Below are 15654 nucleotides of genomic sequence, written 5' to 3'. Positions count from 1 at the left end.
GTAGAACTGAAAGAGACTGATCATGCTTGAAATGCGACCCGATTGCGAAAAGTGCGGCCGCAACCTGCCCGCCGATGTCCATGGCGCCTTCATTTGTTCGATGGAGTGCACCTTTTGCGCGAACTGCGCCGACAAGCTCGACGAAATCTGCCCCAATTGCGGCGGCGATCTGCTCGACCGTCCGCTCCGCGAGGGCGCGATCCTCGCGAAATATCCGGCTTCGACGGAGCGAAAGCATAAGGGGTGACCGCGCGCGTCCTGATTATTGCAGGGTCCGATAGCGGCGGCGGTGCAGGCATCCAGGCCGACATCAAGGCGGTAACGATGCTGGGCGGCCATGCGATGACCGCGATCACCGCAATCACCGCGCAGAATACGCTGGGGGTGCAGGCGGTGCACCCGGTGCCGACCGCGATGGTGATCGCGCAGATCGACAGCGTGGCGTCGGATATCGGTGTTGACGCCGTCAAGATCGGGATGATCGGCAGCGCCGAAACCGCCGCTGCGGTCGCCGAGCGGCTTTCGCAGCCCGACCTCGCGCAGGCCGCGCTGGTATTCGATCCGGTTATGGTCGCGACGAGCGGGTCGGTGCTCGCGGACAGCGCGACGATCGATGCGTTTCGCGCGCTGCTTGATCGCGCGATGGTGGCGACACCCAATCTGCCCGAACTCGACGCACTCGGCGGCGAGGATGCGGTTCTCGCGCATGGCTGCTCGTTGCTGATCAAGGGCGGCCATGCCGAGGGCGAGACGGTGATCGACCGCCTGCTCGAGACGGGCGAGGGCGAGGTCGCACGCTGGGAAGCGCCGCGCATCGACACGCCGCACAGCCATGGCACCGGATGCACGCTGGCGAGCGCGATCGCGTGCGGTTTGGCGCAAGGCATGCCGCTGGAGCCCGCGATAGCGCGCGCGCGCGACTTCGTGCGCCTGTCGCTGCTCGATGCGCCCGGGCTGGGGCAGGGACATGGCCCGATGGGGCAGCAATATGTGCGCAATGACGGGCTGTTCACCGGACCTGCGCTCAATCAGATTACGCTACCTGCCAGCGATTATGCGGCGTCGGTGGCATTCTATAAACAAATGGGTCTGACGCAGATCGTCGACAGCCCCGACAATGGTTATGCGCGGTTCGAGGCCGCGAACGGGCTGACGCTGTCGATCCATGTCGGCGATGGCACGGCGGGCGGCGCCACGACCTATCTGGAGAGCGGTGCGCTCGACGCGTGGGTCGCCTATCTCGCGCGGCGCGGGGTGCGGTTCGAGCAGATGCCGAAGGATGAGGAATGGGGCTGGCGCGAGGCGCGGCTGGCCGATCCGGCGGGCAACCGCCTGTGCCTGTATCAGGCGGGTGAGTATCGGCGTTATCCGCCGTGGCGCATATGATCGTCGGCGTCGACGAGGCCGGACGCGGACCGCTCGCGGGGCCGGTGGTCGCGGCGGCGGTGCTCCTCTGCGAGGGCGGGATCCCCGGGCTCGACGATAGCAAGAAACTCAGCGCGAAGCGCCGCGCCGAACTCGAAGCGCAGATCAAGGCGCGCTGCCGCTGGGGCGTCGGCGAGGCGAGTGTCGCGGAAATCGACCGCATCAACATATTGCAGGCGACCTTCCTCGCGATGACGCGCGCGGTCGAGGCGCTGGGGTTCGAGCCCGCCGAGATACTGGTCGACGGCAACCGGCTGCCGCGCTGGCGCTACACCGCGCGGGCGATCGTCGGCGGCGACGCGCTGCACCCGTGCATTTCGGCGGCGAGCATCATCGCGAAGGAGCATCGCGACCGGTTCATGGTCTCGATGGCGCGCGATTTTCCGGGCTTTGGCTGGGAAACCAACATGGGTTATGGTACCGCGCAGCATCTCGCGGCGCTGCGCCAGCATGGCCCCACGCCGCATCATCGGACCAGTTTTGCCCCGGTCGCACAAATGCAACTGGTCTGAAGCCGAGGGAGAGCGCGATGAGCAGGGGATTCACGGCCGACGATGTGTCGGCCCAGACCGGCCGCACCTTCCTTGTCACCGGTGCCAATGCCGGGATCGGGTTCGAAGCCACGAAAATTCTGGCGGCGCGCGGTGCGCATGTCATCCTGGCATGCCGCGATGCCGACCGGGCGGAGGCGGCGATGAACCGTATCCGTGTCGATGTTCCCGCCGCCGAACTGTCGTTCCAGCCGCTCGACCTCGCCGATCTCGATCAGGTGAAGGATGCAGCAAAGGCGGTGCTCGCGGGGCCGCGGATCGATGTGCTGGTCAACAATGCCGGGGTGATGATCCCGCCCAAAACGCTGACGAAACAGGGTTTCGAACTGCAATTCGGGGTCAATCATCTGGGCACGTTCGCGTTCACCGGGCTGGTCCACGGCCATGTCGACGACCGGATCGTCATTACATCCAGCATCGCGCACAAGAGCGGAGAAATGGATTACAGCGACCTGTCGGCATCGCGCAGCTATCACAATTGGCAACGCTATCAGATGAGCAAGCTCGCGAACCTTGTCCATATGTTCGAACTCGACCGGCGGCTGAGCGCCGCGGGGCGGGCGACGCAGGCGATCGGATGCCACCCCGGCGTGGCTCTCACCGAATTGACACGGCATTTGCCGCTGCCGCTGCGCACGATGACGCCGCTGGCGGCGCCTTTTTTCAACAGCGCGGCACAGGGCGCATGGCCGACCTTGCAGGCGGCGACCGGGGCGCGGGTTCAGGGCGGCGACTATCTGGGGCCGCAGGGGCTGGGCGAGGTATCCGGGCGATCGGGCCCGGCGCGCGCGACACGCGATGCGCGCGATCCGAAGCTGGGCCGCGAGCTGTGGGCGCGTTCGGTCGAACTGACGGGCATCGATCCGGGTCTTTGACCTGCAGCGCGAATTTTTTTCGCCAGTGAGTCCTCATCGCCACACCACCAGTGGTTGAGTCTTCGAGTCGCGCGCGACTCCATATGGTGTGTCAGACTCCTTTCGTTCTCATCGCGTTAACCAGTTAGAGAGGCGGATTCCCTAGACTCCTGCGCTTGACGGCGGACTCCGCCTGACTCATCAGGGCCTTCTTACGAGCAAGGAACGGGGTGAAGCATGGGTGTTATGGAACGGGTCAAGGCCCCGGTGGCGAAGCAGCGCGCGGCGAAAGCCGCGCCCGTGGACCTGCCGCTCGACAGCATCCTGCAGGGCGATTGCATCGAAATGATGCGCTCGCTTCCGTCCGCCAGCATCGACATGATCTTTGCCGACCCGCCGTATAATCTCCAGCTCGGCGGCGACCTCCTCCGCCCCGATGGCAGTCAGGTCGACGCGGTCGACGACGACTGGGACAAGTTCGACAGCCTCGCGACCTATGACCGTTTCACCCATGCGTGGCTGAAGGAAGCGAAGCGCATCCTGAAGCCCGGCGGCAATATCTGGGTGATCGGCAGCTATCACAATATTTTCCGGGTCGGCACCGCACTGCAGGATCAGGGCTATTGGATCCTCAACGATATCGTGTGGCGCAAGGCGAACCCGATGCCCAATTTCAAGGGCACGCGCTTTACCAACGCGCATGAGACTTTGATATGGGCGTCGATGGGCGAAAAAGCGCGTTACACCTTCAATTATCGCACGATGAAGACGTTGAACGACGAACTTCAGATGCGCAGCGACTGGCTGATCCCGATCTGCGGCGGTCAGGAGCGGTTGAAGAAGGGCGGCACCAAGGTGCACCCGACCCAGAAGCCCGAAGCACTGCTCTATCGCATCCTGCTCGCCTGCTCGAACCCCGGCGATGTGATCCTCGATCCCTTCTTTGGCACCGGCACCACCGGCGCGGTCGCGAAGCGTTTGGGGCGCCACTATATCGGGATCGAGCGCGAGGATGATTATATCGCGGCGGCAAAAGAACGTATCCAGATGGCTTTGCCGCTCGACGAAAGCGCGGTGAAGACGATGATGGCGCCGAAGGCTGCGACGCGCGTTGCGTTCGGCACCTTGGTCGAAGGCGGACTGATCGCGCCGGGAACGGTGCTGACCGATGCCAAGCGGCGCTGGAAGGCGATCGTGCGCGTCGATGGCAGCCTCGATTGCGAAGGCCAGCCGGCGGGGTCGATCCACAAGGTCGGCGCCGGCCTGCAAGGCGCGCCGAGCTGCAACGGCTGGACCTTCTGGCATGTCGACAATGGCAAGGAATTGCGCGTGATCGACGCGGTGCGGCAGGACTGGCTGCTGGCGAACGAGGCGTAATGTTTCAGCCGCTGACCAAGCCCGACCTCGGCGCCGCGTCGGCGGATGCGCAAATCTATTGCCGCCCGACCTGTTTCGTCGACCGGCCGCACGAACTTGACGACGACTGCCTCCGCCTCGCCGATACGATGGTCTGGTTCGCCGCGTGGCACGTCAGCCTGCGCGATGATCTGGTCGTCCGGTCGGCGATCGTTCCGGTTCCCGAATGGGACGGCTGGATCGCGGCGATGCCCGATCATCTGGCACAAGCTGCGACAGCGCAGCGCGCCGGGGTCGCCCGCCCGCGCGGGGTGCTTCAGCTGGGCGAGCGGACGATCCGGCTGAACGAGCCGCAGCTCATGGGCATATTGAACGTCACGCCCGACAGCTTTTCGGACGGCGGCAAACATGTCGATGCCGTTGCTGCAGCCGAAGCCGGCTTTGCGATGGGATCGGCGGGCGCCGCGATCGTCGATGTCGGCGGCGAATCGACCCGGCCCGGCGCGCCGCTGGTCTGGGAAGGCGACGAGATCAAGCGCATCGAAGGCGTCGTGGCGGCGCTGTCGAGGGGCGGGGTCGCGGTGTCGATCGACACGCGCAAAGCCGCGGTGATGGAGGCGGCGCTCGCCGCGGGCGCGCGGATCGTCAACGATATTTCGGCGCTGCGCTATGACGACCGCGCGATGGAGGTGGTCGTGCACGCGGGGTGCCCGGTTGTGCTGATGCACGCGCCGTCGGCAAAGAGCGATCCGCACGAAGGCGGCACTTACGCGCATGTCCTGTTCGACGTTTACGACATGCTGGCCGCGCGGGTCGCGGCGTGCATTGCGGCGGGGATCGATCCCGCCAGAATCATCGTCGATCCGGGGCTGGGCTTTGGCAAGAGCGTCGCGGACAATCTGGCGCTCATCAACGGTCTCGCGCTGTTCCACACTTTGGGCTGCCCGATCCTGTTCGGCGCGAGCCGCAAGCGGATGATCGGGGCGCTCGACAATGAAGCGGCGGCCGGCCAGCGGCTCGGCGGCACGATCGCGCTGCACTATCAGGCGGCGACGCAGGGTGTGCAGATGCTGCGCGTTCATGACATTGCGGAGAACCGGCAGGCGCTGCGGATATGGCGTGGGCTGCGTGACGCGGCGCTGACCGCCTGAAGCAACCCTCGCTGACCTCCCGCGTATCTCCTCGGACCGATGGCGCCAGCTTGGCGCCGATCCCCACAGGAGATATTATGCAACTTCCCACCGGCTCACATGTCGTCGTCGCCGACGGCACCCAGTTCCAACTGTTTCTCAATAGCGGCACCGAACAGGAGCCCAGCCTGAAAGCGGTCGATCTGCCGACGAGCGACGAATCGGCGCATAATGCGGGGCAAGGCGATTCGCCGCGCCAGAATGAGGAAGCGGGTCATGCCGCATCGGTTGCGACCGCGTTGAACGCTGCCGTGTTGTCGAACAAGATCAAGGATCTGGTCGTGATCGCCGACCCGAGCACGCTCGGCGAGATGCGCAAACTTTACCACAAGTCGCTCGAAGCCGCGCTGGTGGGCGAGATTGCGAAGACGCTGACCGGTCAATCGACCGACGACATTTTGAAGTCGATTGCCAACGCCTGACACCGAATAGCGTCTGACCGGGTCTGGCCCGGTCAGGCGGCGGTGTCGATCCCGAGGTCGCTGAGCTTGCGATACAGCGTCGAGCGCCCGATGCCGAGGCGGCGGGCGACTTCGCTCATCCGGCCGCGATAATGGCCGATCGCGAGGCGGATGACGTCGGCCTCGATTTCCTCGAGCGGGCGCAGATTGCCGTCGGGGAGGTAAAGCGTGACGCCGATGGCCTCGCCATTGATCGCGATTTCACCTTCGCCGGTCATGCTGCCGCCGCCCAGCGTCGCCTCGATCGCGCGGAAATCGGCACTGGTGAGGACGTCGGTGGTGCTGCCCACCGCGGCGCGGAACAGCACATCCTGCAGCTGGCGAACGTTGCCCGGCCAGGCGTAGGCGGCGAGCAGGCGCAGCGCGTCATCGGTGACGCCGATCGATGCCATGCCGGGCAGGCCGCCGATACGCGTGAGCAGGTGGCGGGTCAGCGGGCCGACGTCGCCGCGCCGCTCCGACAGCGAGGGCAGGGTGAATTGCGCGCTCGACAGCGCATAGAACAGGTCCTCGCGGAAGTGACCGGCCTCGATCAGCTTGTCGAGCGGGCTGGTGCTTGTTGCGATGATGCGGACGTCGACGCTTTGACGGATCGAGCCGCCGATCATCTGCACTTCGCCGCTGTTCAGGAATTCGACCAGCTTGGCCTGCGTTTCCAGCGGGATACATTCGACATGGTCGATGATGATGCTGCCGCCGTCGGCTTGCACGAGCCGGCCGACCTGGCGATCGAAGGCGCCGGCGAAAGCGCCGCGTTCGTGGCCGAACAGCCCCGATCCGATCAGGCCGGGCGAGACCGCCGAGCAATCGACCATGACGAGCTGGCCGCGGGCGCGCGGGCTGGCGCTGTGGATTGCGCGGGCAAAGACTTCCTTGCCGGTGCCGGGCTTGCCGTTGATCATCACCGGCACGCGCGCGCGCGCGGCCTTGGCGGCGATCGCGAGCGCGCTGCGGAAATTGGGGCTCGATCCGATGATTTCCTCGAACGCCAGGGGGGCGCGAAGCTTTTCGGTGAGCGGGCGCAGTTCGCCCTGCGGCCCGCCGGTCGACACGACGCGGTCGAGCGCTTCGAGCAGGCGGTCGGGCGCGATGGGTTTCTGGACGAAATCGCTGGCCCCGGCGCGCATCGCGCCGACGGCGACCTCGACCCCGTTGCGCATCGTGATGACGACCAGCGGCAGCGCGGGGCGCCAGCGGCGCAGTTCGGCGACGAATTCGGAGATATCCATCCCCGGCGCACCCTGATCGACGAGCACGGCGTCGAGCGTCATGCCTTCCTGAGTGCCAAGCTTGGCGAGGGCGGTGTCGGTATCGGCGGCAATGACGCTGCGCCAGCCACCGCGCGACACCAGTGCCGCCAGAAAGCGCTGCTGAGCAGGCTCGCTGTCGACGATCATCACCATCCGCGTGTCGCGCGTGTTCGTCATCGTATCGAATCTGCCCCCTGAACCGACATTGCTATGGGTTTGTTCTGCTGAGGGCTGCATATCTATCCGATAGGGGTAAAAGGGCGATTAAGGCCAATGGTCTTTTGCCACAGCGTCGCAGAGGTGCCAAACCCGCACTTGAGCATCGCAAGGTGCGTGGCTAAGACCGGCGCGAAGCCGATTCTGGGCGGGGCGCCGTGCGCTCCCCCATATGCAATGGCGATAACAGGGGAAAAGCGATGGCACAGCAGGAAATGAAGGCAGCCGAAGAAACCTATTCGGGTTTCATCAGCCTGTTCAAGATCGGGTCGATCATCACCGCGGTCGTCACCGTCGGCGTCGTCCTGCTCATCGCGTCCTGACCGGCTTCGCGCATGCGCATCGCTGTCCTGAGGGAGCTCGCCGCTGGCGAGACCCGCGTCGCCGCTACCCCCGAAACCGTGAAGAAATTCATTGGCTTGGGTGCCGAAGTTGCTGTCGAATCGGGAGCAGGCGAGCAGGCCTCGATCGCCGATGCCGACTATAGCGCCGCGGGTGCCAGCGTCGGCAGCCGCGCCGATGCGCTGAAGGGCGCGAACATCATTCTCGCGATTCAGGGGCCCGATCCCAAGGGGCTTTCGGGCTTTGCCGACGGCGCGTGGCTGGCCGCCGGGCTCAATCCTTTTGGCGAGCGCGCGCGCGTCGATGCCTATGCGAAGCTGGGACTCGAAGCGCTGGCGATGGAATTCATGCCGCGCATCACGCGCGCGCAGTCGATGGATATCCTGTCGAGCCAGGCGAATCTTGCGGGTTACAAGGCGGTGCTGATCGCGGCGAACGCTTATGGCCGCGCCTTTCCGATGATGATGACCGCGGCCGGCACCGTCAGCGCCGCGAAAGCCTTCGTGATGGGCGTCGGCGTCGCCGGGCTGCAGGCGATCGCCACCGCGCGCCGTCTGGGTGCGCAGGTCAGCGCGACCGACGTGCGCGCCGCGACCAAGGAACAGATCCTGTCGCTCGGCGCCAAGCCGATCTTCGTCGAAAGCGTCGCGGGGATCGAGGGCGAGGGCGCGGGCGGCTATGCCACCGAAATGTCCGACGAATATAAGGCGGCGCAGGCTGAACTCGTGTCGTCGCACATCGCCAAGCAGGACATCGTGATCACCACCGCGCTGATTCCGGGGCGCCCCGCGCCGCGGCTGATTTCGGACGCGCAGCTTGCGACGATGCGCACCGGCAGCGTGATCGTCGACATGGCGGCCGAAAGCGGCGGCAATGTCGAAGGTTCGGTATCGGGTGAGGCGAAACGCATTCATGGCGTCACCGTGATCGGCGCGAGCAATATCGCCGCGCTGATGCCCGCCGACACCAGCGCGCTGTTCAGCCGCAACCTGTTCAACTTCCTGTCGGCCTTCTGGGACAAGGAAGCGGGCAAGCCCGTGCTCGACGAGGAAATCGGCAATGCGGTGCGCCTGACGCAGGGCGGCAAGGTCGTCAACGAGCGCCTTTTGGGCTAAATCCATCGTGGAAATGGCCGATTTCGGCCTTTTCATGAAACTTTCTTCGGTTAGGGTGCGTACGGGGTTTTCCATCCCTGACGTTCAACCAACTGGAGAATGATTGATGTTGTCTGCGAAGCTTTTCGCCACTCCCCTCCTTGCGCTTGCTACTCTCTCGCCCGTTTATGCGCAGGACACGGCCGCGCCGGCCGAGCCTGCTGACGTTGCTGTAGATGCTGCGGCGCCGGCTGAAGCTGCCGCGCCGGCTGCGCCCGCCCAGCCGACCGGCATCGCGCTCGAAATCGCCGCCAAGCCCGACCACAAGACGCTGGCAACCGCGCTGACCGCGGCGGGGGTTTCCGAGAAGCTCGCCGGACAGCCTTTCACCCTCTTTGCCCCGACCGATCAGGCGTTTGCCGCAGTGCCGCAGCCGATGACCGATTGGCTGATGAACCCGTCCAACACCGAATCGCTTGCCAAGGTGCTGACCTATCATGTCGTCCCGGGCAGCGTGACGTCCGAGGATCTGTTCGCGAAGATCAAGGCCGGCGGCGGCAAGGCGACGCTGACCACCGTCGAAGGCGAGACGCTGACCTTCACCGAGGTGCAGGGCAACATCAAGGTCGACGGCACGCAGGGCAGCAGCGGTTTCATCACCCAGCCCGACGTCGAGCAGTCGAACGGTAACATTCATGTCATCAACGGCGTGTTGATGCCGACCCTCGGCTAAACTCCCGGCCAATGCGGTCGTTTTGAAAGGATAAGCACATGCAAACTCATCTGATACTGACGGCCGCAGCGGCTGCGCTCGCGCTGGCGGGTTGCGGCAGCAAAACCGAAACCCCTAACGAGACGACGACCGTCGCGGGCGGTGAAACGGCAACGCCCGAAGCGGCGACCACCAATCCGCTCGTTGGCGGCGCCGAGATGTTCCCGACAAAGACCATCGTTGAAAATGCGTCGGCGTCGCCGATCCACAAGACGCTGGTCGCCGCCGTAAAGCAGGCGGGTCTGGTCGACACGCTTTCGGGCGCAGGGCCGTTCACGGTTTTCGCGCCGACCGACGAAGCTTTCAACCAGGTCACGCCGGTCACGCGCGACGGCTGGATGCGTCCTGCGCAGAAAGAGGTTCTTGCCGGAATCCTGAAATATCATGTGGTCCCCGGCAAGTTTACGGCGGCCGATCTGTCTGCCAAGATCACCGAAGGCGGCGGCAAGGCGATGCTTAAAACCGCCGATGGGCAGGACCTGACAGCGACGAAGAGCGGCGATTCGATCCTGTTGACCAGCGCGAGCGGCAACAAGGCGACGGTCACTCAGGCCGACGTTGGCCAGTCGAATGGCATCATCCACGTCATCGACGCGGTGCTCGTACCCAAAATGTAATCCTTTGGGTCGGCGTACCCGGCCCGACGACATTTCCTGTCTCAAAGGGCCTGCCTTTCTCCTCTGGCGGAATGTGGGCCCTTCTTTTTGACCGCTTTGGAGTCGACAGGCTGGCATCGTCACGGCAAGAGGTGCGCTCGCGGAATCAGCAGGGGAGCTTGCCGTGGATTTTATCGCTATTTTTTCGATTTTCGTCCTGGCCTGTTTTGTCGGCTATTTCGTCGTGTGGTCGGTGACCCCGGCGCTGCACACGCCGCTGATGAGCGTCACCAACGCCATTTCGTCGGTCATCATCGTCGGCGCGCTGATCGCCAGCGCCGCGGCGGGTTCGGCCTCGTCGAAATGGCTCGGCCTGGCCGCGGTCGTGATGGCGAGCATCAACATCTTCGGCGGCTTTGCCGTCACCGCGCGCATGCTCGCGATGTACAAGAAGAAGGAGCGCTGAGATGGAATTTCAGTCGATCCTTTCCGCCGCAACCGGCGGCCACGGCCTCGCGGTCAATCCCTGGGCGGCCGTCGCCTATCTGGTAGCGGGCGTCCTGTTCATTCTCGCGCTTCGCGGACTTTCGAGCCCGGCGACGGCGCAGAGCGGCAACCGTTTCGGCATGGCCGGCATGGCGATCGCGGTCGTCACCACGCTGCTGACCCACGCGCCCGTCAACATGGACGGCGCTCTCGATACGGTCGGCCTGATCGAAATTCTCGTCGCCATCGGCATCGGTGCCGTCATCGGCATCGTCATGGCGCGCCGCATTGCGATGACCGCGATGCCGCAGCTCGTCGCGGCCTTCCACAGCCTTGTCGGCCTGGCCGCGGTCGCTGTGGCCGCCGCCGCCTATCTCAATCCGCAGGCGTTCGGTATCGCCGACGCGGCGGGTCAGATTTTCACGGTCAGCCGGATCGAAATGGGTCTGGGCATCGCGATCGGTGCGATCACCTTCTCGGGTTCGGTCATCGCCTTCCTGAAACTCAACGGCAATATGTCGGGGTCGCCGATCATGCTGCCGGGGCGGCATGTCATCAACCTCGCGACGCTCGCCGCGATCATCGGTCTCGTTGCCTATTTCACCGTCGACCAGTCGCCCTGGGTGTTCTGGACGGTCACGGGGCTCAGCTTCGCGATCGGCTTCCTGCTGATCATCCCGATCGGCGGCGCCGACATGCCTGTCGTCGTGTCGATGCTGAACAGCTATTCGGGCTGGGCGGCGGCGGCGATGGGCTTCACGCTCGGTAACACCGCGATGATCATCACCGGCGCGCTCGTCGGCTCGTCGGGTGCGATCCTGTCGTACATCATGTGCCGCGCAATGAACCGCAGCTTCATCAGCGTCATCGCGGGCGGCTTTGGCGCCGACGCGGGGCCGAGCGACGGCGGGTCGAAGGAACAGCGTCCGTGGAAACCCGGCAGCGCCGAAGACGCCGCCTTCCTGATGAGCCAGGCGGATACCGTCATCATCGTTCCCGGTTACGGCATGGCGGTCGCGCAGGCACAGCACGCGCTGCGCGAAATGGCCGACCAGCTGAAGAAGGAAGGCGTGACGGTCAAATATGCGATCCACCCGGTCGCGGGGCGTATGCCCGGCCATATGAACGTGCTGCTCGCCGAAGCGAACGTCCCCTATGACGAGGTGTTCGAGCTGGAAGACATCAACGGCGAATTCGCGCAGGCCGACGTCGCTTTCGTCATCGGCGCGAACGACGTGACCAACCCGTCGGCCAAGACCGACAAGACGTCGCCGATCTATGGCATGCCGATCCTCGATGTCGCCAATGCCAAGACCGTATTGTTCGTGAAACGCTCGATGGGCGGGGTCGGCTATGCCGGCGTCGACAACGACGTCTTCTACATGGACCAGACGATGATGCTGCTCGGCGATGCCAAGAAGATGGCCGACGACATCGTCAAGGCGCTGAACGGCAGCGGACACTGACGCTTTGCCGCAAAGTTTTGCCCCCGGCCTTGCCCGTGGGCATCACTTTATCTAGCGATACGCGGGACCGGGCCGGCAACGACCCGGTCCTGTTGTTTTTTGGAGGACCATCTTGCGCAAAATCGGCCTGATCGGGGGAATGAGCTGGGCATCGACCGAGCTTTATTACCGCCATCTCAACAAGGGCGTGCAAAAGCGCCTCGGCACCGCCTGTTCGGCGCCGATCGTGATGGAGAGCCTGAACTATTGCGAGTTGTCGCGGATCACGACGCCTGAGGGGTGGACGCATGCAAAAGAGGTGCTGATCGCCTCGGCGCAGCGGCTCGAGGCCGCGGGCGCGACCGCGCTGATGATCGCGGCCAATTCGATGCACAAGGTCGCCGAAGATGTCGCGGCGGCGATCTCGATCCCGATCCTGCATATCGTCGACGAAACCGGCGAGAAGATGAAGGCCGACGGGATCAAGGCCGCCGCGGTCATCGGCACGCGCAATGTGACGACCGAGCCCTGGTTCCGCCAGCGCCTCGTCCAGCATGGTTTGACGCTGGCGCCCTACGACACGACGCGCGTCGATGAAATCGACCGCATCATTTACGAAGAGCTGATGCTGGGCAAGGTGAACGAAAGTTCGCGCCGCACGATGAAGACTTTCATCACCGACATCGCGAAACAGGATATCCAGGCGATCGTCCTCGCGTGCACCGAACTGGTGATGCTGGTCGACGCCGACGCCAATGTCCTGCCGATCTATGACACGACGCGCATTCATGTTGCGGCGGGTGTCGACTGGATTTTGGGCGAGGGTTGATCCTTCTCCCCTCCCGCTTGCGGGAGGGGATGTGGCTTAGCTCATCTTCGTCCATGTCACGGTGCGACAAAACAGGCTGACGCAGCCTTTCATCGTCATCTTGCCGCCATTGGCGCGCAGATGCGCCTTGTAATATCGGCCGTCCTCCGGGCTATAGCCTTCGCCCTTCCAGCCATCGCCGTGGGGCACGAGATCCCAGTAAATCTGTAATCCCGTGACCTTGCGGGTGCGTTTCGCCTTGTCCGGATTGCGTTCGTCGAGCTGGCCCCCGGCCGGCTGTTTGATCAGCAGGCGTTCGACACGCCCGCACATCTTGTTGCCGCACGCGGCCATCACGACGACACCCTTGCCGTCGTCGGTTTTCCAGCGTCCGGTAATCGACGCGGGCGCCGCCGCCATCGACGGCACGGCAATCAAGGCGACAAGCGCCAATGCGTATCTGTGAATCAAAGCGACCTCTCCCCGGTTAGCTACACATATGTCAGCAACATCGCTTGGCATCCGTCAAGTCTTGCACCATGCTCCGCCAAAATAAGGGGAGAGACATATGCGATTCCATGGCCTGCGCCACGCGGCGACGCTTTGCATCGTGGCAGTTCTTGCCGCCCATCCGGCGGCGGCGAAAGTGATCAGCGTCAGTGCGACAACGCCCGACGCGAACGAAAAGCTGCAAGAAGCCCTGATCCTCGCGGCGCCCGGCGATGTGGTGCAGCTGGGCGCGGGTGTGTGGAAGCTGACCGACGGCTTGTCGCTCGACGTCGCCAATGTCACCATCCGGGGTGCCGGGGCGGGCGAGGGCGGGTCGATCCTCGATTTTACCGGACAACAGGGCGCGGGCGAGGGGCTGCTCGTCACCTCCGACGATGTGTATCTGACCGCATTCGCGGTGCTCAATACCAAGGGCGACGGCATCAAGTCGAAGGGCGCCGACCGCATCGTCTATCACAAGCTGCGCGTCGAATGGACCGCGGGGCCGAAGGAAACCAACGGCGCCTATGGCATCTATCCGGTCGAAAGCAGCGATGTGCTGATCGACAGTGTTTTCGTGCGCGGCGCGTCCGACGCCGGCATCTATGTCGGCCAGTCGAAGAATATCGTCGTCCGCGATTCGGTCGCCACCGAAAATGTCGCGGGGATCGAGATCGAGAACAGCTATGACGCCGACGTCCACGATAATATCGCGACCAAGAACACCGGCGGCATCCTGGTGTTCGACCTGCCGAGCCTGCCGATGCAGGGCGGGCACAATGTCCGCGTCTTCGAAAATATCGTGAACGACAACAGCACGCCGAACTTCGCGCCGAAGGGCAATATCGTCGCGAGCGTGCCGACCGGGACGGGCGTGCTGGTGATGGCGAACCGCAATGTCGAGATTTTCGGCAATGTGTTCGCCGACAATGGCACCGCGAACGTGATGATCGTCGGTTATCGCTACGAGCATAAGGATCCGAAATATCAGCCGCTGCCCCGGCAGATCGTCGTGCGCGACAATCAGCATGGCAAGGCGGGCTATGCGCCGAAATTCGCGGGCGGCGACATGATCGCGGCGGCAATGGGCGGCAGCATCCCGCCGGTGTTGTGGGACGGCGCGGGCGATGCCGTGGTGCTCGACAAGGTCGGCGTACTGTCGCTGAACCTGCCCGATGTGAAAACGCCGCAGAGCGAGGCGAAGCCATCGCCCGCCGACCTGTCGAAAGGCACACCGCCTGCGGCGCTGCCGGCGATTAAGCTGCCCGATGCGATGGAGGCGAAGGTCCGGTGAGACGGGTATTTGCTGCGGTCGGAGCGGCGCTGCTGTGTGCGAGCGGCGGTGCGGCGGGATCGCTGCCGGGGGTCGATCAGGCGGTGGTCGAGGGCGATGCGATGCCGACGAAACTGTCGGCGTTCGGGCTGTTTCGCGGCAATGATCCAAAAACGCCGTCGATCGGCATCGGCTATACGCTCCGCGCGCCGCTGTTTAGCGATTACACTGACAAACACCGTTTCATTTCGATCCCTGCCGGAAAGAAGGCAAAGATTCTCGCGGATGGGGTGATCGATTTCCCCGTGGGGACCGTGCTCGTCAAAAGCTTTGGCTGGAGCGCCGTCAACGAGGGGCGCCCTGTCGAAACCCGGCTGCTGATCCGCCGCGCGTCGGGCTGGACCGCGCTGCCCTATATCTGGGACGCCGACGGCAAGGATGCGACGCTTGCGCTTGGCGGGCGCCGCGTGCCGGTGACTTTCAAGAGCCCCGATGGCGAGACGCACAGCATCCGTTATGCGGTGCCGAACAAGAACCAGTGCAAGGAATGCCACAGCCTGAACGGCGAGATCGTGCCGATCGGGCCGAAGGCGCGCAACTTCATCCTCGACCCGGCGGCATCCGAAAAGCTGCGCAGCCTCTATTTCGAGATCCCCGCCGCGCTCAAACCGACGATGCCGCAATGGGACGATCCCAAAAGCGGCAGCGTCACCGACCGCGCCCGCGCCTATCTCGACGTCAATTGCGCGCATTGCCACAATCCGGCGGGCAGCGCGTCGAACAGCGGGCTATTCCTGCGCTGGACCGATGATCCGGCAGGCGTGAATTACGGCATTGAAAAACGCCCGACCGCGGCGGGGCGCGGCAGCGGCGGGATGGATTTCGCCATCGCGCCCGGCGATCCCGCGCACAGCTTCCTCATTTATCGCCTCGAAAGCACCGACCCCGGCATCGCGATGCCAGAGGTCGGGCGCTCGACGGTGCATAAGGAGGGCGCGGCGCTGCTGCGGCAATGGATTGCGGAGATGCCGAAAGCATCGCATTAG

At 64.4% G+C, this 15654-nt stretch carries 18 protein-coding genes; 16 read left to right on the top strand and 2 right to left on the bottom strand.

The window, feature by feature from the left end:
* Window positions 1-22 precede the first annotated feature (22 nt).
* The 7 genes from AC3A43_RS06550 (at window position 23) to AC3A43_RS06520 (ending at window position 5798) form a co-directional block, all read left to right on the top strand.
* Window positions 23-247, top strand: a complete 225-nt coding sequence (locus AC3A43_RS06550) for a DUF1272 domain-containing protein (RefSeq protein WP_487791706.1) — start codon at window positions 23-25, stop codon at window positions 245-247.
* Window positions 244-1386, top strand: coding sequence for a bifunctional hydroxymethylpyrimidine kinase/phosphomethylpyrimidine kinase (thiD, locus tag AC3A43_RS06545; RefSeq protein ID WP_487791705.1), 1143 nt, complete (start codon window positions 244-246; stop codon window positions 1384-1386). The genes AC3A43_RS06550 and thiD overlap by 4 nt, the downstream gene beginning before the upstream one ends.
* Complete coding sequence (gene rnhB / locus AC3A43_RS06540; protein ID WP_487792035.1) at window positions 1383-1937, top strand: ribonuclease HII; 555 nt, start codon at window positions 1383-1385, stop codon at window positions 1935-1937. The genes thiD and rnhB overlap by 4 nt, the downstream gene beginning before the upstream one ends.
* A gap of 17 nt (window positions 1938-1954) precedes the next feature.
* Window positions 1955-2851, top strand: coding sequence for an oxidoreductase (locus AC3A43_RS06535; protein WP_487791704.1), 897 nt, complete (start codon window positions 1955-1957; stop codon window positions 2849-2851).
* A 216-nt stretch (window positions 2852-3067) separates the two neighbouring features.
* Window positions 3068-4207: a DNA methyltransferase gene (locus AC3A43_RS06530; RefSeq protein WP_487791703.1), complete on the top strand. Its 1140-nt coding sequence runs from the start codon at window positions 3068-3070 to the stop codon at window positions 4205-4207.
* Window positions 4207-5337, top strand: coding sequence for a dihydropteroate synthase (gene folP, locus AC3A43_RS06525; RefSeq protein ID WP_487791702.1), 1131 nt, complete (start codon window positions 4207-4209; stop codon window positions 5335-5337). Before AC3A43_RS06530 ends, folP begins: the two co-directional genes overlap by 1 nt.
* Window positions 5338-5414: 77 nt before the next feature.
* The gene (locus AC3A43_RS06520; protein WP_487791701.1) at window positions 5415-5798 is read left to right on the top strand and encodes a host attachment family protein; all 384 of its coding nucleotides are present in this window, start codon (window positions 5415-5417) and stop codon (window positions 5796-5798) included.
* 32 nt (window positions 5799-5830) lie between these two features.
* Here AC3A43_RS06520 and AC3A43_RS06515 read toward each other — a convergent pair whose 3' ends face one another.
* Window positions 5831-7264, bottom strand: coding sequence for a sigma-54-dependent transcriptional regulator (locus AC3A43_RS06515; protein ID WP_487791700.1), 1434 nt, complete (start codon window positions 7262-7264; stop codon window positions 5831-5833).
* Between the two features lie 239 nt (window positions 7265-7503).
* Here AC3A43_RS06515 and AC3A43_RS06510 point away from each other — a divergent pair, with 239 nt between their 5' ends.
* The 7 genes from AC3A43_RS06510 to AC3A43_RS06480 all read left to right on the top strand — a co-directional run bounded on the left by AC3A43_RS06510 (window position 7504) and on the right by AC3A43_RS06480 (window position 12867).
* Window positions 7504-7626: an aa3-type cytochrome c oxidase subunit IV gene (locus AC3A43_RS06510; protein ID WP_487791699.1), complete on the top strand. Its 123-nt coding sequence runs from the start codon at window positions 7504-7506 to the stop codon at window positions 7624-7626.
* Window positions 7627-7638: 12 nt separating this feature from the next.
* Window positions 7639-8760, top strand: coding sequence for an NAD(P) transhydrogenase subunit alpha (locus AC3A43_RS06505; RefSeq protein WP_487791698.1), 1122 nt, complete (start codon window positions 7639-7641; stop codon window positions 8758-8760).
* Window positions 8761-8866: 106 nt separating this feature from the next.
* Entirely contained in the window at window positions 8867-9472 is a 606-nt protein-coding gene (locus tag AC3A43_RS06500) for a fasciclin domain-containing protein (RefSeq protein ID WP_487791697.1), read from the top strand.
* 38 nt (window positions 9473-9510) lie between these two features.
* The gene (locus AC3A43_RS06495; RefSeq protein ID WP_487791696.1) at window positions 9511-10128 is read left to right on the top strand and encodes a fasciclin domain-containing protein; all 618 of its coding nucleotides are present in this window, start codon (window positions 9511-9513) and stop codon (window positions 10126-10128) included.
* A 163-nt stretch (window positions 10129-10291) separates the two neighbouring features.
* Complete coding sequence (locus AC3A43_RS06490) at window positions 10292-10573, top strand: proton-translocating transhydrogenase family protein (RefSeq protein ID WP_039573456.1); 282 nt, start codon at window positions 10292-10294, stop codon at window positions 10571-10573.
* Window position 10574: 1 nt separating this feature from the next.
* A complete protein-coding gene (locus AC3A43_RS06485) occupies window positions 10575-12059 on the top strand; it encodes an NAD(P)(+) transhydrogenase (Re/Si-specific) subunit beta (protein WP_487791695.1) in 1485 nt (494 codons plus the stop codon).
* Window positions 12060-12171: 112 nt separating this feature from the next.
* Window positions 12172-12867 carry an aspartate/glutamate racemase family protein gene (locus tag AC3A43_RS06480; protein ID WP_487791694.1) on the top strand — a complete coding sequence of 232 codons (696 nt, stop codon included), beginning with the start codon at window positions 12172-12174 and terminating at the stop codon, window positions 12865-12867.
* Window positions 12868-12903: 36 nt separating this feature from the next.
* On the opposite strand, the gene AC3A43_RS06475 is transcribed toward AC3A43_RS06480, so the two are convergent.
* Window positions 12904-13317 (bottom strand): DUF2147 domain-containing protein, encoded by a 414-nt coding sequence (locus AC3A43_RS06475; protein ID WP_487791693.1) that lies wholly within the window; start codon window positions 13315-13317, stop codon window positions 12904-12906.
* 97 nt (window positions 13318-13414) lie between these two features.
* On the opposite strand from AC3A43_RS06475, the gene AC3A43_RS06470 reads away from it, so the two are divergent.
* Window positions 13415-14629 (top strand): parallel beta-helix domain-containing protein, encoded by a 1215-nt coding sequence (locus AC3A43_RS06470; protein WP_487791692.1) that lies wholly within the window; start codon window positions 13415-13417, stop codon window positions 14627-14629.
* Window positions 14626-15654, top strand: coding sequence for an SO2930 family diheme c-type cytochrome (locus tag AC3A43_RS06465; protein WP_487791691.1), 1029 nt, complete (start codon window positions 14626-14628; stop codon window positions 15652-15654). Before AC3A43_RS06470 ends, AC3A43_RS06465 begins: the two co-directional genes overlap by 4 nt.

The sequence above is a fragment of the Sphingopyxis sp. Soil_C_28 genome (assembly GCF_057657055.1).
This window is presented reverse-complemented; position numbering and strand designations above follow the sequence as displayed.